Source organism: Scytonema sp. UIC 10036 (assembly GCF_009725235.1).
Window position 1 is genome coordinate 61,936 of the sequence record NZ_WJFC01000037.1, and the last position, 20,468, is coordinate 82,403.

Consider the following 20,468-nt stretch of genomic DNA (forward strand, 5'->3'; position numbering starts at 1 on the left):
TCAGAAAAAATTGGGTATTTTTGCATCTCCAAAAAAATCCCTAGTAGCCGAAAGTCCACTAGGGAGTCAGTTATCAGGGTGCATCTACCACTACATTGTTCTTAGATTAACCAGGGCATCCGGATAAGTCGCAAAAAATTGAAGTATTATTTGTCTCATAAAAAAAAGACCCCTAGTAGCTAAAAAGCTATCCAGGGGAGTCAGTTATCAGGGTGCATCTACCACTACATTGTTCTTAGATTAACCAGGGCATCCGGATAAGTCGCAAAAAATTGAAGTATTATTTGTCTCATAAAAAAAAGACCCCTAGTAGCTAAAAAGCTATCCAGGGGAGTCAGTTATCAGGGTGCATCTACCACTACATTGTTCTTAGATTAACCAGGGCATCCGGATAAGTCGCAAAAAATTGAAGTATTATTTGTCTCATAAAAAAAAGACCCCTAGTAGCTAAAAAGCTATCCAGGGGAGTCAGTTATCAGGGTGCATCTACCACTACATTGTTCTTAGATTAACCAGGGCATCCGGATAAGTCGCAAAAAATTGAAGTATTATTTGTCTCATAAAAAAAAGACCCCTAGTAGCTAAAAAGCTATCCAGGGGAGTCAGTTATCAGGGTGCATCTACCACTACATTGTTCTTAGATTAACCAGGGCATCCGGATAAGTCGCAAAAAATTGAAGTATTATTTGTCTCATAAAAAAAAGACCCCTAGTAGCTAAAAAGCTATCCAGGGGAGTCAGTTATCAGGGTGCATCTACCACTACTCTGTTCTATTGGTAACCATTCGATCCGGAACATTTTTTCCAAAACAGGTAAAAATTGTTGACTTGGTTGGAACTAAACGTTACCAATCCTGCTCTCAAATTTCATTTGAGTCGTCTATTACCAATACGGTATTTTCATGTACCGTTAAAGAACAGCCTTAAAAAGCGTTGCAGGTCACTACCACTCTTGTAAAACAGCAGTCACTTTCATGCACTGCGTCAACTGTATCTATACTTTGGAGAATAATATGGTATGCAAAGCACAGAAAAATCCGTAGAGGGTGTCGGTTTGAGTCAGGGGAGTTAATTATTAGGGGAAACTAATTGTTAGGATGTCTCCGGATGCTTTTCCGTAGATTGTAACCTTGCCGTCATCACACTGTTTCGTTGCATCAACCATCGCATCAACCACGAAACTCTTTGGGCAAGGTAGAGGGCAAAGGGCAGAAGGGAAGAAAAATTTTAAGGTATTCCCTTTTGCTTTTTCTGATGAGCATCTTGAATTGGGTAGGGTGTGAAGCGCTGTCCTAATGCTTTCAGACTCGTGCCTTCTTCAAGAAAACACAGAAAAACTCCCAAAAAACTTTGATTAGCTTCATGGGAGCTTGCGATCAAGGTGCATCTACCACTATGAATGTTCTGGGCGGAACTTATAAAATCCGGATAAAGTTAAAAAAGGAGGTAGAATTCACAAACTCAAGAGCTGAAACTACTTAACTTATAGAAATGTAGTCTTAGTCTTGAAGGAGGAATTTTCTCTCCTTGTTACCTTAGATAACATTGCACCTACTCCAAACCTATTTCTTATGTTGCACGGAATACACTATGAATTCTGCTCTAGGAAATATGAGTTTTCGTGGGTTAGATTATGTTAAGCAGAACAACCTGAATCAGAAACATTCAGTGGCGGGATGCATCTAAGGTATCAGAAATAGCGAAACATCGACTTGAAACTTTCGCGTTCCAAACCAGATTTAGGAGGCAAGCAGGAGAAGTTGTGACCCAGGAATTTCACATTTCCGTAACCCCAGTAGGGCAAAATGACTACTTGGTGCGGACGGAACAAGTCGCGCCTGGGGTGCCATTGGCAGAGGAACTGGTGACTTGGCCTGTAGCTGATTGGTTGACGGCTGCAGGTCATTTGATGAACGACCCATTAAAATTAGTGCTCCAAGGAGATGCGATCGCAAGAAACTCCATTAACTTGGTAGCGTTGGGTCAACAACTGTACAACGCACTGTTTCAAGGCACTCTCAGAGATAGCTGGATTACCGCCCAAGGAATCGCTCAGAACCACCAACAGGTACTGCGCTTGCGCTTGGGATTAAAAGATACCAGGTTAGCTCGTCTGCCGTGGGAAGTCATGCACGCAGGCGATCGCCCCATAGCTACTGGTTTATACATAGCATTTTCTCGCTACCAAAGTGCGTCTGGCGGTACTTCTCGTCTGCCTACCACAAGTATGCCAGTACCACCATACGAGGAGAGCGGTATCAAAGTGTTGATGGTGATTGCTTCACCTACAGACTTAGTTCGCCTAGATTTACTCAAGCAAGAAGCTGTCAGACTGCAAGAAGAACTGCATCGCAGTGCCAATGGAGGCATTCCGCGTATTCGATTGAACTTGCTAGAGCAACCGGGGCGAGAGGAGTTGACACAAGCCCTAGAACAAGGGAGATACCACGTTCTACACTACTCCGGTCATAGCAACCCAGGACCGAATGGTGGGGAAATTTACTTAGTCAGTGGTAGAACTGGCTTGAAAGAAACTCTAAGTGGAGATGACCTAGCAGGCTTGCTAGTCAACAATCACATACAAATGGCAGTGTTTAACTCCTGCCTGGGAACATACGCCGCCACCACCGACCCTTCAGGAGATACGGGCGAACGAAATCTTACAGAAAGCTTAGTCAAACGAGGTATAAAAAGTGTTTTGGCAATGTCAGAACGCATACCCGACGATGTAGCGCTTACACTAACACAATTGTTCTACCGCAATCTCTTATTGGGATATCCCGTAGATTTGTGCGTCAGTCGGATGCGCCAAGGGCTAATTGCAGCCTACAGTTCCCATCAAATGTACTGGGCATTACCGATTCTGTATCTTCAGCCACAATTTAACGGCTATCTCAGTCCGGGAATGCATCCAATTCACAACGATGAGTTAATTGACGAGTACAATTCCAGCGCTTTAACGACGACTACAACCTCAATTTATCCAGATACGGCAAATGATGCCGATATGCCATTACCAATTGACGAGATCATACCTCCCCTAGCCAGAGAACCCTCAGATTTGGACTGGTTGGACGATCTTGCCGATGAGATTGAGTATGACGAGCCAAGCTATGAAGAAGACTCTGCCATAGTTTCCGATTTATTCCGCCAAATCGATCGCCAAAGGGCTGAGTCTGAAAACTCCATGACTGCTGAACTCGTGCAAGACTTTGATGACGATCGTTTTGATGAGAGTGAAGTTTCAGGAGAGATAGCATCCCTCGAAAGCGATCTTGGGATGTGGGAAGAAGTAAGAGCCGCCGCCGCATACGGCAAACAACAAGGTGTAGGGCGTCGCGAATTACCCTCCTCTAACGCCGCGTCCTCAGAAACACCTCCAACATTGGAAGGCAATTGGGATCACTTACAACTTCCCCCATCAACTGAAACCGTACCATCACAACAAACTCAGCTAAAACAGCAGAAAAAACGCAACCCGTTGGGTATAATAGGCGTTGCTGCGACAAGTGCTCTTGTAGCGATTGTAGGTTTTAATTTGTTGTCAAAAACTCCGCCATTTCCTACAGCAGTTCCTCCCATACCCCCAACTGCCCCAGAAAGGATCCACAAGGAATCTGTTGAGGTTTTGACTACCTATGCCACTGAGAGGTTAAGCAAAAGTGACTTAAAAGAAGGGCTTAAAGCTGTGGAAGAACTCCTCAATCGTGGCGCACTTCCTGATGCGGAAAAAACCCTCAGTCTCATTCCCCAAGACAAAGTCGATGACTCCTGGGTTAACTTTCTTAAAGGGCGATTGGCATGGCAGTCTCTCCGACGCGGGGACAGGAAGTATAGTTTAAATGATGCTCGGCGTTTCTGGGAAAGTGCCGTTAAAAATGACCCCACATCGCTAACTTATAAAAACGCTTTAGGATTTGCTTACTATGCTGAAGGAAATCTTATTCGTGCTAATGACGCTTGGTTTAAGGCGTTAGATGTAGCAGTTAAAGAACAAAAAACGTCTGTAACTCCTCTTGCAGACAATGATAAGAATGTAAAACCAATCCCTGAAGATGCCTTAACGGCTTATGCTGGGTTAGCCCTTGGATTGTATAAGACAGCATACCAGCAACCTGCGGCAAAACGACAACAGTATCTTAGTGAAGCGATTAAACTGCGTCAAAAAGTTCTCAAAGACGATTCAGCCAATTTCCAACCTCAGGAATTGAGCCAAGATTGGATGTGGACAGATCGAGCCATTCAAGATTGGCAAGCCTTGCTTGAGCTGAGACTAAAGCAGCGCCCTGTTAGAAGAAGTAGTTAACAACCTCTGACAAAAATGATGTATTTATCTCAATAGCTTCAAGGTTTTTACCTTGAAGCTAATTGGTTTTTATATTTGGACTAGTTGTCGTTCTCTCGTTCCCAGGCTGTCTCTCGTTCCCAGGCTGTCTCTCGTTCCCAGGCTCAGCCTGGGAATGCAGAGTGCGAGGCTCCGCCGAGCGTTACAGATCCCGACAGGAGGCGTAGCCCACCCAAAAAAATATCAACTACCAAAATAATACGGGAGCGTGAGAGCCTCCCACTTTTAAGGGGAGGCAGGAAGGAGAGCACGCAGGACTTTAGTCCGCCGTGTCTCTTCTCGTAGACAGAACAAGACTATCAATCCAATCTTCAATTATACTAAAAACGGCTAAGAAGTATAGTTTTCTGTAGCGCCAATAACAAGTATTATAGATGAAAAGCACTCATGGTGTGACCCAGAGGTAAACTCTGATGCTAAAAATAGATTTTACACAAGAAGATGTTGAGAAGCTTCATTATGAAAGATTTCATCATCCCCATCCATTAGTGCAAAAATGGACGAAGCCTTGTCTTAGGTGCTGTTAATGCAGTCACCAAAGAAATAATAACCGTGACTAATGAAACTTATATTAACTCAGAAAGTATTTGTTAATTGTTTTTGAAACTCTCATCGTTAGGTCTGAATGTACCAATAGCAGTCGTACTTGATAATGCTCGAGCCCAAAAGTGCAATTTGGTGCAGGGCTATGCAAAAGAATTGGGTATAGCTCTGTATTATTTACCTTCGTACTCATTACAGTTGAATCTAATAGAACGTTTTGGGAAATTCATTAGAAAAGAATGCTTGTATTCTAAATACTATGAACACTTTTCCGATTTTAAAGCTGCTATATCAAACTGCATTCATACAGCCAATACAGAACAGCAGTCAAAGCTTAATCGCTTGCTAAATCTCAAATTTCAGTCTTTTAAAAAAGTTCAAATCTTCACCTGTTAGAGTATAAAGCAGTAATAGTTTTGTCGTTTTGGCCAATATTTTAAAGAAAGTAGCTATACAACTAGGTTTAAACTTAGTCAAGATAGTTAGGGAAGTTTTGACCCTTCCAAAGCGCTATGACTTGTTCAGGAATCTGAAAAAAAGTTATAGAAAAAGATGTTGTGAAGGGGCACTTTTAGCCCCCGGAACAACAACTGCTTAGAATCCCCTTTCTTCAGATAGGGGAGAGGTCAATGAGATTTGAGCAATTCTTCACCACGGCGATAAAGTTCGCGAGCATAGTCAGTCCAAGTGCCTTGTCCCCAGTAACGAAAACAACTTGTCTGTAACAATAAGTTGTACAGCAATGCTCTTTGATAATCAGGACTTTGAGTCAATGAAGGATGTTGTTGTACGAGTGAGTCGTATTTTTCATGAAATAAAACACTCAACTTCTTCATCGGATCTAAAACATTTTCGTAACCTTGAATCCAACTTAAATGATTCGTCCAAGAGGCACCATCCATATGAAACTGAGAATCTGTTTCTTTAACTAATGAGATCGCATTTTCTACTGCTTCTGGTGTAACATTATCTGGATTGACACGCTGCCAAATTTTGTGTTGCTGTACAGCTTGACAAGTTGGATAATCATCTGGATTAGCACCTGCTGCCTCAATCAATTCTAAATATTCAGTTCCGTTGAGTGCAACTGTCCCTGAGTCATTTCCTCCCGAATCGCGAATTTCGTGATACACCCTAAACACGTCACGGGGGTATTCATTCATCATCACGCCCCCATTTTCCCCATCAGCAATTTGAGTCACTAAAGAAGGAAATGTTCTATTTCCAATTGGTTGCTGATTTCTACCTTTTGCCTCAAAATATGGCTGCATCTGCGCCACTAATTTTGTATCCGAACCTTTCGTTTTAATTAATACAGTAATATCAATCGTCTCGCCGTGAGAATTACGAGCAACCAAACGATTGGGAACATATTTATCATCATGGTTCAGCCCCGAACCATCCAAACGTTCTACGGAATGTTCCTGCACCATCAACCAGCGATATCCGCACTCTTTCAACGCTTTAATATACTCAAACAGCGTGTCTGGATGGTTTGGCAAGTGCATTTCAGGAGGCGAAAAACCTTTCACTCGCGCTAAGGCATCATAGCCAAAAATGGCTGCAAAGTGATGTTGCCATGCTTGAATGTGAAGTTTAATATCGGGAATAGGGGTAGAGGGAACAACAGCATGGCTCCACATTGTTCCAAGCCACTCCACGTAAGGCTGGTATTGGCGATCGCAGGTGATCCGCTTGAGGTTGTTGAGAACATCATCTCTTCCCATTTGTCGCAATCCCCATAACAGATTACCCGAATAGTCAAGCATAATCCTAGGGTTGCAACCTTCCTCAATCAATTGAGGAATAAAATCTCCCATGCGCTTGTAGCACCAAGCAAAAGGTTCTGCATTATGGTTATCTCCTTCATGAGGGTGTTCAAACATATACTGGAGATTGCTAATAAGTTCGCCGTTACTACCTGCAGGGATAGTAGGTTGGTGCATATGAAGGGCGCAAGCAAATCCCGATGCAATATTTTCCAAGCGGATATTTGTAGTCTTTAAAAATACAGGTTCATTCTTTTGAAAAACTGAGCTAATTTCCGACTCCCAACCACAAATATTTGGTAATCCTGCTCTTAATTCTTCCAAAATTGGCAAATTTGCAGATGCAGCTGTTATTGGCATGAGACTGTCCCGTATACTGTGGTTTTTGCAACACTTTCTATTGTGACTCAAAACAAAAACGTTCGCGATTAACTGAAAAAATATTTAATCATGTTAAGCTTATGTGCTTGTTAGTAGTTAGTGGTTAGTTGTGAGTTGTTAGTTGTTATTTGACTACTAACCACTAACCACTAACCACTAACCACTAACTACTAACCTATTAGGAGAGAAATGTGATTCATGATTACTCAACAAAATGGTGGGCAGCGTTTACATGTATTGCTTTTCTTGAAGCAGTCTTGCTCATGATGTTAATTTCCGGGCAAGCTTCTATACAACTGCTCATAGCGATCGTTATTATCGCGATCCTACTCTTTTTAATTCCCCGTCTAGATGAGGTTATTTCGCTCACTTTTGACAGGGGTAAGATAGATGCAAAACTCAGTACACTAACTAAGAAAATTACTACAGCTAAGTCAAGAACTGACAAATTTCTGGTATTATCAATGCCTAAATCAATGTATGAAACTCTAAAAAAGATTGACGCGGGTAAATTTGGTCAGTATAAAATGACCGAGCGTTTAGAAAGAGAACTTTATCACCTGCGGGATATTGGTTATGTAGAGGTAGAAAGAATACGCGATATTCCCTATGAAGGCAACAATCTTTCAGAATTTGTAATGATTACAGATTCTGGAAAACAATTTCTCGATCTGCGTGAAAGTATTGAGAAAGATGGGAATAGTTGATGGAGATAAGAATACTACTATAACAAAGTAACACGCCCTGTAACACAAACTAAAAGAGATCGGAAATTTCCGATCTCTTTTAGTTCAATTATTCGATTTTAAATTAAGCTACTTTTGAGCTGGTGTCTAATGCTTTACTCTCACCAGAGGAAGGCAGTTCTCCCAAGTTAATCTTAACAACCCGATTGCGAACTGCTTCAACTTTAGGCAACGTAAGAGTTAGAATACCATCGCGGTAGTCAGCTTGCACTTTGTCATTCTGTACGGGGAAGGGCAAATTAAGAACTCTTTGGAATTTGCCATACCGGAATTCAGAGTGCAAAGAATTGACGTTATTTCCATTGTGTAAGGGCTTACGTTCTCCACTGAGAGAAATAGCGTCACGTGTTACGTGTACATCTATATCTTGAGCGGAAATACCAGGAAGCAGCGCTCTGAAAATCAGATTATCACCTGCATCAATTAATTCAACAGCTGGATTCCAAGAATTGGTGGAGGGATCGCCAGCTTGTGAACTTAACTCGTCAAATACTTGATCCATTTGACGGCGAAGAGTTTCCAGTTCTTTGAATGGTTGCCAGTAGCGAATCATCATAGACTGTTTACCTCTGTACGTTCCTAACTACCTATGTTTTACAATTTTGTTTGGTGTAATTTAAAGTTGTTTGCAGCCTTTAACTGCTGACACTTTATATATTGCCTAAGGTCTTTCGAGATGAAAATACAGAAAACACTACTTCTGATGTTGTGTTTTTCTCACCTTTATCTATGGTGTTTTTATATAAGCAGGTAAATAAATCATTATAAATTTTTCATGACTCACTTAAGTACGGTTCTCCGTACTATAGCAGGAAAGTTTACCGATATTTATAATAGGTGTTTTTCTCGCTTGTCTAATTACAATTAGACTGTCTTAAGAAAAAAATGAAGCGAGAGCGAGTTTTAGAAATTATTGCCTCCACCTCAGTCACTATTTTTTGATACAGTAGTGCTTTGTCCAGCGCCCAAATCTTTATGTCTGAGGTATTGCTCCCCCAACCGCTCCATTCACACCTACCCCTTACTGCTCTTGCCCCCATGCAGGATGTAACAAACCTCTGGTTTATGAAGGTCATTGCCCACTACGGCAGTCCTGACTACTTCTTCACCGAATATTTCCGCGTGAATGAGACCTCACGGCTCAATCGTAATATTTTGGCAGCAATCACCGAAAATCGGATCGTCTTAACATTTTTATACAAATTCAATTTTGAGATTGACTTATCAGGGTATCCTGCAGATCTGTGTACATTGGACGCTCTGCGAGAAAACTTTAGAGAATCCGTCCTTGAGAATATAATCCGTGTCTTCGAGAAAGTGGCAATTTCGGGTTCGAGATCTTGTGGAAGCGATCGCACATGATGAGCTTAATTCCCATGGTATGGTACAGACTTGCAAATCTTTAATTAACCCACTACCTATATCTAGCACCCAACCATGAACGAGTGGTGCTTTTTGTTCGTGGAGTGCCTTACGCATGATTGAAGTCTGGTACAAATTTTTTATCTGCGCCATCACATTGATTTCCGCTAAACGATTTAGCCGTTCTTCTGTTGTGGATAAAGCATCAATTTCGTCTTGTTTTTGCAAATAGAGTTCTCGTATTGGATTCACCCAATTATCAAGAATTCCTATTGTTCTTCCTTCCAAGGCTGCTTTGATTCCACCACAACCGTAATGACCGCAAACAATAATGTGTTCGACCTCAAGATGGTGTATTGCGTACTCAAGAACAGCTAAAAAGTTAATATCCGTGAGAGAGACTTGATTGGCAATATTACGGTGAACAAATAATTCTCCAGGTTCTGTACGTGTAAAATTCGTTAAAGGCAAACGACTATCAGAACAACCAATGTAGAGATAGGGTGGTTTTTGTCCTAGTGCTAAATCTTCAAAATAAGTAGAGTTTAGAGCTAGCTTTTCGGCAACCCAAGCCTGATTGTTCTTGAGAAGCTCATCAATGCTGTGATACTTCATTAATGTTTAGTATAAGAGGTGAACTACCAGTGTGTAAAGACGCAGCGAACTTGCACCCCTCCGATTATTTCAGGAACTGAATGGTACATTATTGAAATACAATTCCCTTACTACATAGTTTGAAACGAAAAAAAGATTAAAGCCATCTTCATTCATAAAAATTTGTATTTAGATAAATATAGATATAATCAACTTAATTAATCTCTATTTTTTATCAGTGACCAGTGACCAGTGACCAATGACATTAAACTAACATTTCCACAAAGCAATACCAGTTATTATCCATTGTAAAATTCCATAATGATACAGGACGCTGATGAAGGCAGAAAAATGGTCGCTTGTAACAAGTACCTACCATAAAATATTACAAATTTTTCATTTATTAATTAAGTAGGGTTCTCTGTACTGTAATAGTAAAGTTTACAAAAATTTACAATAAGTTCTGGGTCTTTCTCAGTTTTAAATTAAAGATGGTGTGTTTTTCTCGCTTGTATAATTACAACTAGAATATCTTAAAAAATAAAATGAAGCGAGAGCGAGTTTTGGAAATTATTGCCGCACATCGAGAGCAGTTGCAGGCAATGGGTGTGAAATCACTAGATTTATTTGGTTCAGTTGCACGGGATGAAGCCAAGCCTAGTAGTGACATCGATCTACTGGTTGAATTTAATCGTCCTGTAGGATTATTTGAGTTTATTGAAGTGCGACTTTATTTAGAAGATTTATTAGGATATCCTGTAGATATGGGTACATTGGATGCTCTGCGAGAAAATTTTAGAGAACCAGTTCTTGAGGATATAATCCGTGCCTTCTAGACAATGGCAATTTCGGATTCAAGATATTGTGGGAGCGATCGCTGCTATTCAGCAACGTGTTGATGGGATGTCTTTGGAAGATTTTAGGAAGAATGGCTCTTCCGTGCTTAGTGGGCTAAATTTTAGTGAAAATCAGCTTGTAATCCTTACTGGGCTTTCATTACAGTCATGATTGATATCAATTCAGCATTAAGGATAAAATGCTTGACTATAAGCGACTGTAAGCCTTGATTTTAAAGGAAAGTTATCGACTGTAATTGAAAATTAGCCTACTAACCCAAGTTGCGGGTTATGAATTTCCGGGTGCAAGGTATCCGGAGATTCATGCGATATTCATGCGAGCGCTAACAAAAAACTGTGCAGATGCGACACGCACAACCAACATTAATGGCGAACTAAAAATATAAGTATTAAATGAAATTAAAGCATTATATTAGACTGATTCAACAAACGCTTTATTCAAGGTAAATGCAAAAATACATGCTTCTACCTTAAGTAAAAACCCTTTATATGTGACGGCATGAATAGATTTTGGGAAAACGCAAGTGATGCTACTAAATACTGTTTCTATGTAATGTCTAGTGTATTGTTTTATATACTTAATCCACGGCTCATCCTGACGCTTAGAATTCTTTTTCCGCATTACTTCCAACGATATCTGGCTTGATTCTTCTAGATCGTCCTCTGCATTATAATCAGTATACGCAGAATTACCATATACTTCACTACCCGCAGGTAAATTCAATGGCAAAGCATTCAATGCACGCACATCAGAAGCACTACCGGGCATCAATACAAATTCAACAGGAATACCGCTTTTTGTCGTTAATAACTGGACTCTAACCCCATAAAAATAACGTTTTTTAGATGCTATGTAACCTCTGTATTCCTCGGACTTAATTAACTTAACATTAAATATGCGAATATTATCGCACAAGGGTACAGGAAATGAGTCTAAAAGATACTCCGTACAATCATTACTCTCTTTTAGTATCATCCCTATTTGGTGGAATAAATCGTTGAGTAACATTGAAACATTGTGTAATCGTCGATTAAATCGTGATTTTTCTAACATTTTCGGTATCAAGTTATGGTCTTTCATGTAGCTGCAAGCCTTGCTATGATTCCCATGAAAAAATATTGCTGCAACCAAAGCCGTTGTAATAATTTCTGCATCACTCATCTGACACCGAATATCTTCACGGTGTCCAATCGCTTTGAGTAGGTCGTCGGTTGACGCATGAGAGGTAATTATTTCCCCCGCGCATTTTCCCGTAATGATACAGGACACTAATGAACGCAGAAAAAAAGATGATTGTGGGCAAAACTTGAAATGCGAACAAGTGATCTTTATAACTCTCACCAAAAACAAACTTTGCCCCCACGTCCGAAAATCCTAAAAAACTGCTGACAACATCACCTAAAGACTTGAACGCTGCCAAACCACTGGGAGTTTTCAAAATCAAGAGTGCAAATACAAACTCCAACCCTAGCCCCCATGCCACTGTTCTCCACCGTACAGCACGGCGATTGACAGAAAAGGCGTAGGATATTCCAGTAAAAACGAATAGTCCCAAGGCAGAAATTGCGCGTTCCATTATGCCTCCAGAAATGCAGGGCTATTAACCTTGGTCACAGAGTATACACAAAAAGCTGTTTGGTATTTGTATCTTTTTGTAGAATCACCAATTTTTGTAGGGTGGTACTGCTACCGCACCGTTCGATAATGGTGGGCAATGCCTACCCTACTCCCTATTTTCAAGCTAGGTTAGCAAGCAAAAAATCAACCTGTGTAAAGAAACGTAAATTTCTAGATTCCGTTTGTAGTTGCCCTCCAATCACAATTATTTGTGCTAATTTATACTACCCTATAAAAGGGCTACACACATCCCCCTTAGCCCTGCTGATTAAGGGGGATTGGATCTCGCATTTGTCTCAAATTTTTAAAAGATTTGGCTGATTTACCAGAAGAAATACAAGCCCGGATCGAACCAATTGTTTTTCAGGAACTTGAGTCAGAGAATCGTTTTGAACTAGGGTATTTGGAAAAAATGAAGGGATATGCTGACAAGTAGAAAATTGGCGTGGGTGACTGGAGAATAGGTATCAGTATTGACAAAGAGACGCAGACATTAATTTGTCAGCGAGTCGCACATCGTAGAGATATTTATAGAATATTCCCTTGACAATACTGCTCGGTAAGGTTTGGAATTACGCGATCGCCACCTCCAGGAACAAGAAGAACGCAGACAGCAAGAACTAGAAGCTGTACGTGAACTGAACATTGTTGCTGTGATTGCGATCGCATTTGTCAGTACAGCAGCCATTTTTACCTGATTCCAATGGGATAAAGCCCAACTGCAATCCAAAAATCAGGCAATTCAAATTAAGAGCACTCAAGCTAATACTAGGAGTTGCTTTTAGCCCAAATGGACAAATGATTGCTTCTGCAAGTAAAGACAACACGCTAGAAGCTTCGCAGTCGCCATAACGGGATGGGATGTGCTACAACAGGGGGAACCTTCCGTACCACAAGAAATTTTGGGATATTTTTTCTATGGAAGTCCTATATACCAATTCTTTATGAAGCTGCACATTATTTTTACCCCTCCCAGCCTCCCCGATACCTTGGGGAGGTGCCATAGGCGGTGGGGTTCTTTATATGTATCTTCATAGAAAAATGGTATTAGTGCATATTGAATCTATATTTTACAAATTTTTACATAGATTTATCTATATTACGTAAGCTCTGATTTATCCTGAAAGACTGTTCTTGCCTAGGTAAATCTGTAACAGAAATCACGGAAAAAAGAATCAAATGTAACAAAATATGCTTGACTTAGGCAAAACTATTTCAATTTATGGACAAAAAGAGATTTTTATGAATAATCTTTAACAAGACAAGCATATTATAAACATTTTATAAATTTTTCTGTTATATAATATTGTAAAAAAAGTATATATTCCAAGGATATTAAAACTGTGCTTGATGATTTACTAGGATTAGAGATTAGTCGGAAAGAACTACAGAAATTAACTAACTTGCCCGTAAACGATGAACTAATAATTATTAGCCATCCTCTTCAAGCAATAGTCAAGAGATTTATAGAAAACGTCAAAGGTGCTGAAGGAGCGACTGTAGTTTTTATAGGACTGAGCGTATTAGTGGGCAGTTATGTTGCCATTGACCTGATTATCCGATTTTTTGCAACTTGGGTAGCAATACCATCCTGGCTGCTATTAATTATATTGAGCTTTTTGGCTGGTTCTAGCGGACAAATTTTCTTGTACTTTTTTTGGAAGCAAAGGCTGAAGCTGGTTGAAAAAAATATGACTCCTTCCTTGAAAATTCTCTTAAATGATGTGGAAAGATATAACTCTGTTATTAAAGCAATAGATATTAATGACCAAATAGAAGCAGCAGGAAATCCGGGAGTCAGTTTAAAAGAAAGACAAAAGGTTCTTGAAGCACTTGCTCTGACAAGAAGCGATCTTGTTCGTGCCTTAAGAACTGAAAAAATATTAAGAGAGAATAAAAAATTTATTATCAGTAGATCGGAGTTATTTGCCAATAACTTGGCAACATTAACAGCAATGCAAGTCAGCGAACAAGCTAGCGAGCACGGACGGTTGTTAAATGAAGCATTGCAAATTGCTTTAGATGTGCAACACGAGATGAAAAGTTTACAAAGTCAAGGTTAAATAGATGGTTTGGTCATTGGTCATTGGTCATTTGTCATTGGTCATTGGTTATTTGTCATTGGTCATTGGTTATTTGTCATTGGTCATTTGTATAGTTAAGCTCAACTAAATTTTTTCGTCTCTAGTAATTACCAAACATTCGTTTGGAGACGTGGTAAGCATATTATTAAAAGCAGGAGTATGACGACCATTTTCATCCACAATCCTACGAAGTGTATATTCGCCTGCTCGTGAAATTCCTCCAAACCAAAAGTTCTTTCGTTGCCAAGTGTCTCCATTGCTAGAGTCTTTGTCTTGAGACAGTGTGAGCGCTACGATCCACTTTGGAATTGGTAACCCAAATGCAAAGGGTATAATTTGCGCTTGCTGCAAGGTTTCATCATCGAACTGAATTTTGTACTTGAATTGAGATAATTCAGCAGAACGAAGTAATATCCATCCAAAAATCGAGTTATGAAAAGTCCATTGCACTGGACCAAAGACAGGTATAACTAAGGAACGGGTTTGCGTATCCCATTCTAAGTTGTAAAATGTAATGCACTCATCTGGAAGTGGGTTACCATCCATATGGAATATGCCCCTTAAGACTGTTGGTAAGTTAGTCTGTTTGATGGGTATCATCCAAGTTGCAATGTTGTCGAGTTGCTTTTGAGCGATCGCTCCAATCATTATCTGTTTCCTTGTTGTGTAGGTTGGGTTGAGGAACGAAACCCAACATTTAATGAAATTGTTGGGTTACAGCATTTACCGATGAGTAAATCCTTGCAGCACTAAATCATTAGGAGTAACAGCAGTCACTTTTTCAAAATCCCACTTGACTTGTGTAAAGGAGTCCCATTGATATTTTTTGAACAGATACAGACAAAACATTTTGACTATGCCAATGGATAAGGATTTACCGGGACACGCACGTTCATGTCCTTCTCCGTTCCAAGATACGATATCTGAAAAATCTCGTGTAACGTCAAAACTATCTGGATTGGTGTACCTGTTTGCATCCCGATTTGCTGTGAGAATAGATCCGAGCAAACGAGTCCCTCTTTGGAATGGACATCTCCGTCCTCCAATCTCAACTTCACCCCCTTCAGTTGTCAGTTGACTGACAAATCGCACGGGTGGATACATACGAGCTGTTTCCAGAATCACTTTATGAAGAAGTGTTAACTGTTCTAGAGCGTATCCGCTAGGAGTATCGGTTCCATCCCATACAGCATTCACTTCAGACACTACATCATTTCTTAAGGTCTCGTCTAGGCACAGAACACCAATGACAGATCCCAAAAGAGCACTCGTACCTGCAGTTCCAGCAATATGGATCATATCGAAAATACTGTTAGCCACTTGGTGTGCGTTCAACTGATACTGAGCACCTGTTTCCAAGTAGGATTGCCATCTTGCAGATTGTTTGTATCGCTCAATTAAACGCTTTCGATGTTGGATGTTAGGAGCGGTTCTAAATGCAAGCAAGTACTGGCTAATAAAATTTGGCAAAGATGCAAGTACTAGCCCTTTAATGAAATTACGGGATGCAGCAATTTCTGTCTCGGATAATGGCATCTCGAAAACAAGTTGATGCAAAATCTCAAGCAACATCCCTGGCAAATCATTGCCGATATGCACTTGTCCCTGTATGGCAGCTTTTGCTAGGGATCGATCCACCAAATACCCCAAAACTTCTGCGTGTTCTGTTGGTTCTGGTAAAGCTTGCAAAAATACGGCACGCGCTCCTGTATGTTCGTTACCGTTCATTCCCAAGCTAAGTGGATTGTTTAGCAGGTAGCTAGGAGCTAATATTCTAATAATACCTAAATCATTTCCCCTAAGTTGAGGCTCGGTTTGCATCAGTTCCCTCACCTTGGAGTGTGAGGTGTGCATAATCGCGTGGTCTACCGCAAAAAATTTCTCTCCAATGTTGTCCCTACGGATGTAAAGAAAGTCTCTCCATGCATTTAGCAAGAGAAAGGCTTCCATGTAATAAGCGACTAAGCGGAGAAACTTGCCAATGGGAGTGTTATAACCAACTTTGGCGAGAATACCTGAAAGCCAGATTTGGCGCTCGTGAGCTTGGAGAATTTGCTCTTTGTTTGCCATAATGTTCCCTTTGATGCCTAACTAGGCAGTAAAATTTTCAAACTCCTGACCCCCTAACCCCTAACCCCTATGCGCTAAATATTAATGCTCTGAGGAATTTTGGAAGGCAACAGATAATCATAGGTTGGGCGTTTCAGATTGCGCTGATTGATAATCGCTTCAACCTGCTTGAGATTGTTCTGAAAGTCCTGTAATAAAGGTTGTACTTGTGGATCTGTAAAGTATCCTTGCGGATATTCACCTAGCCTGTTATAGTATACAGCACTCAGCAAAGCCAGCAAGTTATATTGCCTTTGTGCCTGATCCAGGGGTGCGAGCAATTTGAGATAATCTTCTTCAGTAACTTCTTTGGTCAGAGTTGAGGCTGGTGCATAACCTGCGAGTGGTACAGCTGGTGCATAACCCATCAAACCTTTTTGGGGAAAGTTAACTGCAGCGTGTTGAGCGCTAGCTGTGAAAATAATCAGCGTAACGGCATCAGCTAAATATTTTCGTGTCTTGATACCTCCATCTTCACCAAAATCGGATACGCGACCACCATCGTAAGATCTGGCTTCGGCTGCCCATGCTTGAAGGGCTGCGTCTTTTTGAATGTCCTCATCTGTAGTGTAGTAAAGGTTTAGGTAACTTGAAACCCATTGATGAATGGCATCCCAAACCAATAATGCATCATCTCGGTAAGGATACACGGGCAACAGATTGGAATCCTCCACGCCGCGCTGCTTAAATTGCTTTGGTAGGATGGCATTGTTGAAACTGTAACTTTGCAACCCGTACACGGCTAAAACGCGAGAGTTATCAATGGTCGCTGAAAGCAATCGATCGACTCCACCACCAGGAGCAATCAAAGCTCGTTGAGCTGCATCGTTAATTGCTAAGGTTCCCTCGAAATGAGGACGCAGCAGTACGCTCAGAGGATGGGTGCCCAGAAGTTGCCGATGGGTTGCAACTACAAAAGCACCAACAAATAGGTGTGTTCTGGCTAGGTGAGTCACCGCTTCGTGGACATTGGCATCTGCTATCTGCACAACGGTTTTGGCAAACAGCCAAGCGTACTTACCGGAGTTAGGGGTTACGATGGGGTAATTTGGACCGGGAGTTTGACCGCATTGAATGGCTATGGGGCGCAGTAGACGAGTGGGGTCAGAACCTTTGGGTAATGCAAACAGTGCTAAGGGAGCGTAGAGATATTTTTGATAGTACGGGAAGGTACCGCCGATCGCACCTTCTAAAATTTCATAGTCTGTTAAGTAGAGCCTTCCTTCCTCTCCGGCTGCTGCTAGGGAATCGTCAGTTCCCATCACCGCCTGATAATGTTCATTTGTAACTGGAAAGCGATCGCCAGGACTGCTGACTCGCTTTATCATGACAGGATTGTACCCAGCGACTCGCGTATAAGCAAACACTTCATCTTCTTGAAACGTTGTTGCGATCGCGGGTACTCCAAGTACTGGGAACAACTTTTCGTAATCCTTCAGACTCGTGGCGCGTCCTGTTGGTTGTCCTTCATATAAAAGCTCAATGACTTTGTTTAGAGAATCTTTAAGAATTGTGATACCGCTGTCTTTCAGGATAGAAAACAACAGATCGTCGAGTTCTCTGAAATCTCGAGATATACCTTGAGCTAAAATCTGAGGGACAATTTGTAAAACTTTAACAATAATGTTGGTTTGGAAAGGTATTGCTCCTTTCAGCAGTACTTCGAGGATAAACAATCTGACATCATCACGGATCGACTCGGAACCACGATTGCCTCGGTTAGTAATTAGAGTATTAACAAACAGACCCCTTACTTGTTGCGCCAACAAAAAGTACCAACCAGTGGCAAAGTCTTCTGCTGGAGGCAGCACATCAACCATAGCCAAAGGTGGGATATGGGTATAGTTATATTGGTATTCTTGCCTAGCTATGTCCAGGTTATCTGGATTTGGGACATTTATCGAAATATCTTGTGATGAAGCAGTCATGGAGACTCCCTAAGTGTGAATTGAAGAGAACTTCAGAACTCAATTTAAAACAGACCTCCTTTACTTTTTCTTAATTAATTCAGTCGTCTAGAAACCTTCACAACTTCAAAATCTTTTCACTTACCCATTCACAGAAATTTTATGTGTTCCGTAAGTTTTCACTCCGGATCTTCTACACCACTGAGTTGTAAAATGGAATACCACCTTGTTTGATTCCTTGTTTATTGTAAATAGGCAAGCGTGGATCGACAAACCCGTGTAACAATATGTAAAAGATAAAAAATTTAGGTAGAGAAAATTTACCGACTTATAATCCAGTATAATTCCGGCAAAATTGCTGTCAAGGAATTGTTGTATATACTGATACTCTCGTCTAAGGGGACAAAAAGATTCTGCAAAAATCTAATAATTAACACCATTATTAACAAAGCTCTTTGCACTTTTGTACAAAGAGCTTTGTTGATTCTTGCAATCTATGTAAGCTTTACAGAAACTACACTATAATTATCTATTGCCTAATCGTATGAATGAAAGATTTGTACTTATGCAGTTATCAAAAATTAGCTTCTCTTAAAATTTATAGTAATGGTTATTTTTGCAGTCAGTCTAGCGAGCATTTGTATCATTATTACAATATTGTTGCTGAATTCTCAGTACCAAACAAAAAAAGCATTATTATGGTGGCACCGAAGGCAATGGATGAGAATGCACCAGGAAGGAGAGGCAATTCGGGATGGATTATTGCAAAAGTCATTTATTATACGTCGTCACCTAGAATTATCTCTGAGCGATCGCGCTGAAAATCAACAGCAGCAAAATCAGTCCTACCTAGAAACTATTGAAAAATTTCATAGTTCTCTCAAGAAACTCAGTGAGTATTTGTCCCCACCATATATAGACGATAACCTGCCACTGGCAATCAGGTCTCTACTAGAATCATGGAAATTGCGTATCTCAGTATTAAATCTGGAATTAGAGCTACCCACAGAACTGGCTCAAGAACGTGAAAAATACAACCACGTTATTTTTATGGCTTTGGAAGAATTACTACAAATCATGTTATCGGACATTCCAAGTTCATCACCTATATCGCTGTTCGTTAGTCTAAGATCTCAAGGAAATCTCTATGAACTCGTGGTTCAAGTCACAAACTGTACGGTCTCAGAAATAACTTATAATTCTCACTTAACAGAGTTCAACTATCTCCGCCATGCTTTTAAATTTTTAACATCTGGAGAATGCTTTCATCATCAAGTAGATCGTACAGACACATGGTACTTTCGTTGGTCACGTTCGCACGTAGCTGCGAGAGAGATAAACAATCCTCTTGATTGCGAGGCGATTGTTCAAAAACCATTATGACTTCTAACTTTAACTTTGGAGCCATATATGTCCCAACCTACCGCACAGCAAAACAAGCAAAAGATTTTGGTAGTTGATGACCAAGAATTGGTACTATTTGCGACTATTAATGTACTGAAAAAACAGTACCCAGAAGCAGATATTGTTCAAGCACAAACTTTACAAGAAGCACTGAGCAAGGCGGCTGGTATCAAACTGGACTTAGTGATGGTTGATTTAGCAATACCAGAAACTAGGGGAAAAACTGCTCAAACTGAGACTGGGATTCAACTACTCAAAACGTTAATGCAGTTATATTCCAATTTGAATATTGTAGTACAAAGTGCCTATCCCCGTTCTTTGGTGCGACTCAAACCTACTATCAGTCTTCATGAAGGTGGTTTTACAGTAGCGGATAAAAGCTTGCCAATGGATGAAATGTTAACCAAAGTTGATTGGGCATTAAAAGGGTTAATTTACACTCCAAGAGAGATGCGTTCCGGGTTAGAAGTCAAACCGGAATGGTTGGAAGTGCTGCGACTGGCGTTTAAAGAAGGTTTGCAGGATACTGCGATCGCTGAGAGGATGAATTTTTCCGAACGAACAGTCAGGTATTATTGGACAAAAATTCAGGATGCTCTGGAAGTGTACCCAGATGCAGGTAAAAATTTACGAATTCAAACAGAAATCCGGGCTAGAGAGGAGGGTTTAATTGATTAGTTGTTAGTTGTTAGTTGTTAGTTGTTAGTTGTTAGTTGTTAGTTGTTAGTTGTTAGTTGTTAGTTGTTAGTT

At 40.5% G+C, this 20,468-nt stretch carries 16 protein-coding genes and 3 pseudogenes; 11 read left to right on the forward strand and 8 right to left on the reverse strand.

From position 1 onward, the window contains the following. The first annotated feature begins 1,761 nt into the window (after positions 1–1,761). Entirely contained in the window at positions 1,762–4,305 is a 2,544-nt protein-coding gene (hetF, locus tag F7734_RS18885; RefSeq protein WP_166481990.1) for a cell division protein HetF, read from the forward strand. A gap of 549 nt (positions 4,306–4,854) precedes the next feature. Then, positions 4,855–5,283, forward strand: a pseudogene (locus F7734_RS18890) (transposase); the annotation flags it as partial. 230 nt (positions 5,284–5,513) lie between these two features. Here the strand turns inward: F7734_RS18890 and F7734_RS18895 are convergent. Then, positions 5,514–7,016 (reverse strand): glycosyl hydrolase family 57, encoded by a 1,503-nt coding sequence (locus tag F7734_RS18895; RefSeq protein ID WP_155746122.1) that lies wholly within the window; start codon positions 7,014–7,016, stop codon positions 5,514–5,516. A 212-nt stretch (positions 7,017–7,228) separates the two neighbouring features. Here F7734_RS18895 and F7734_RS18900 point away from each other — a divergent pair, with 212 nt between their 5' ends. Then, positions 7,229–7,744: a hypothetical protein gene (locus F7734_RS18900; RefSeq protein ID WP_166481992.1), complete on the forward strand. Its 516-nt coding sequence runs from the start codon at positions 7,229–7,231 to the stop codon at positions 7,742–7,744. Between the two features lie 103 nt (positions 7,745–7,847). On the opposite strand, the gene F7734_RS18905 is transcribed toward F7734_RS18900, so the two are convergent. Continuing rightward, positions 7,848–8,339, reverse strand: a complete 492-nt coding sequence (locus tag F7734_RS18905) for an Hsp20/alpha crystallin family protein (protein ID WP_155746123.1) — start codon at positions 8,337–8,339, stop codon at positions 7,848–7,850. A 419-nt stretch (positions 8,340–8,758) separates the two neighbouring features. On the opposite strand from F7734_RS18905, the pseudogene F7734_RS63610 reads away from it, so the two are divergent. After that, positions 8,759–8,959, forward strand: a pseudogene (locus tag F7734_RS63610) (tRNA-dihydrouridine synthase family protein); the annotation flags it as partial. Positions 8,960–9,007: 48 nt separating this feature from the next. Here F7734_RS63610 and F7734_RS18910 read toward each other — a convergent pair. After that, positions 9,008–9,760 (reverse strand): carbonic anhydrase, encoded by a 753-nt coding sequence (locus tag F7734_RS18910; protein WP_243146961.1) that lies wholly within the window; start codon positions 9,758–9,760, stop codon positions 9,008–9,010. A gap of 524 nt (positions 9,761–10,284) precedes the next feature. Between F7734_RS18910 and F7734_RS18915 the strand changes: the two genes are divergently transcribed. Then, entirely contained in the window at positions 10,285–10,575 is a 291-nt protein-coding gene (locus F7734_RS18915) for a nucleotidyltransferase family protein (RefSeq protein ID WP_155746124.1), read from the forward strand. After that, positions 10,565–10,747 (forward strand): hypothetical protein, encoded by a 183-nt coding sequence (locus F7734_RS18920; RefSeq protein ID WP_155746125.1) that lies wholly within the window; start codon positions 10,565–10,567, stop codon positions 10,745–10,747. The genes F7734_RS18915 and F7734_RS18920 overlap by 11 nt, the downstream gene beginning before the upstream one ends. 261 nt (positions 10,748–11,008) lie before the next feature. On the opposite strand, the gene F7734_RS18925 is transcribed toward F7734_RS18920, so the two are convergent. Continuing rightward, entirely contained in the window at positions 11,009–11,758 is a 750-nt protein-coding gene (locus tag F7734_RS18925; RefSeq protein WP_243146962.1) for an IS982 family transposase, read from the reverse strand. A 79-nt stretch (positions 11,759–11,837) separates the two neighbouring features. Continuing rightward, positions 11,838–12,173, reverse strand: a pseudogene (locus F7734_RS18930) (Na+ dependent nucleoside transporter N-terminal domain-containing protein); the annotation flags it as partial. Between the two features lie 354 nt (positions 12,174–12,527). On the opposite strand from F7734_RS18930, the gene F7734_RS65380 reads away from it, so the two are divergent. The 3 genes from F7734_RS65380 to F7734_RS18940 all read left to right on the forward strand — a co-directional run bounded on the left by F7734_RS65380 (position 12,528) and on the right by F7734_RS18940 (position 14,277). Next, positions 12,528–12,650 carry a hypothetical protein gene (locus F7734_RS65380; RefSeq protein ID WP_279239735.1) on the forward strand — a complete coding sequence of 41 codons (123 nt, stop codon included), beginning with the start codon at positions 12,528–12,530 and terminating at the stop codon, positions 12,648–12,650. 130 nt (positions 12,651–12,780) lie between these two features. Further along, positions 12,781–12,912, forward strand: coding sequence for a hypothetical protein (locus F7734_RS65385; protein ID WP_279239736.1), 132 nt, complete (start codon positions 12,781–12,783; stop codon positions 12,910–12,912). A gap of 645 nt (positions 12,913–13,557) precedes the next feature. Beyond that, the gene (locus F7734_RS18940; RefSeq protein ID WP_166481993.1) at positions 13,558–14,277 is read left to right on the forward strand and encodes a hypothetical protein; all 720 of its coding nucleotides are present in this window, start codon (positions 13,558–13,560) and stop codon (positions 14,275–14,277) included. 105 nt (positions 14,278–14,382) lie between these two features. Here F7734_RS18940 and F7734_RS18945 read toward each other — a convergent pair whose 3' ends face one another. The 3 genes from F7734_RS18945 to F7734_RS18955 form a co-directional block, all read right to left on the reverse strand. After that, positions 14,383–14,946 carry a hypothetical protein gene (locus tag F7734_RS18945; protein WP_155746126.1) on the reverse strand — a complete coding sequence of 188 codons (564 nt, stop codon included), beginning with the start codon at positions 14,944–14,946 and terminating at the stop codon, positions 14,383–14,385. 75 nt (positions 14,947–15,021) lie between these two features. After that, positions 15,022–16,368 (reverse strand): cytochrome P450, encoded by a 1,347-nt coding sequence (locus F7734_RS18950; RefSeq protein WP_155746127.1) that lies wholly within the window; start codon positions 16,366–16,368, stop codon positions 15,022–15,024. 74 nt (positions 16,369–16,442) lie between these two features. After that, positions 16,443–18,335 (reverse strand): lipoxygenase family protein, encoded by a 1,893-nt coding sequence (locus F7734_RS18955; RefSeq protein WP_155746128.1) that lies wholly within the window; start codon positions 18,333–18,335, stop codon positions 16,443–16,445. 699 nt (positions 18,336–19,034) lie between these two features. Between F7734_RS18955 and F7734_RS18960 the strand changes: the two genes are divergently transcribed. Further along, on the forward strand, positions 19,035–19,697 hold the full coding sequence (locus F7734_RS18960; RefSeq protein WP_155746129.1) for a hypothetical protein: 663 nt from the start codon (positions 19,035–19,037) through the stop codon (positions 19,695–19,697). 27 nt (positions 19,698–19,724) lie between these two features. Further along, the gene (locus tag F7734_RS18965) at positions 19,725–20,396 is read left to right on the forward strand and encodes a response regulator transcription factor (RefSeq protein ID WP_155746130.1); all 672 of its coding nucleotides are present in this window, start codon (positions 19,725–19,727) and stop codon (positions 20,394–20,396) included. Positions 20,397–20,468: the final 72 nt, after the last annotated feature.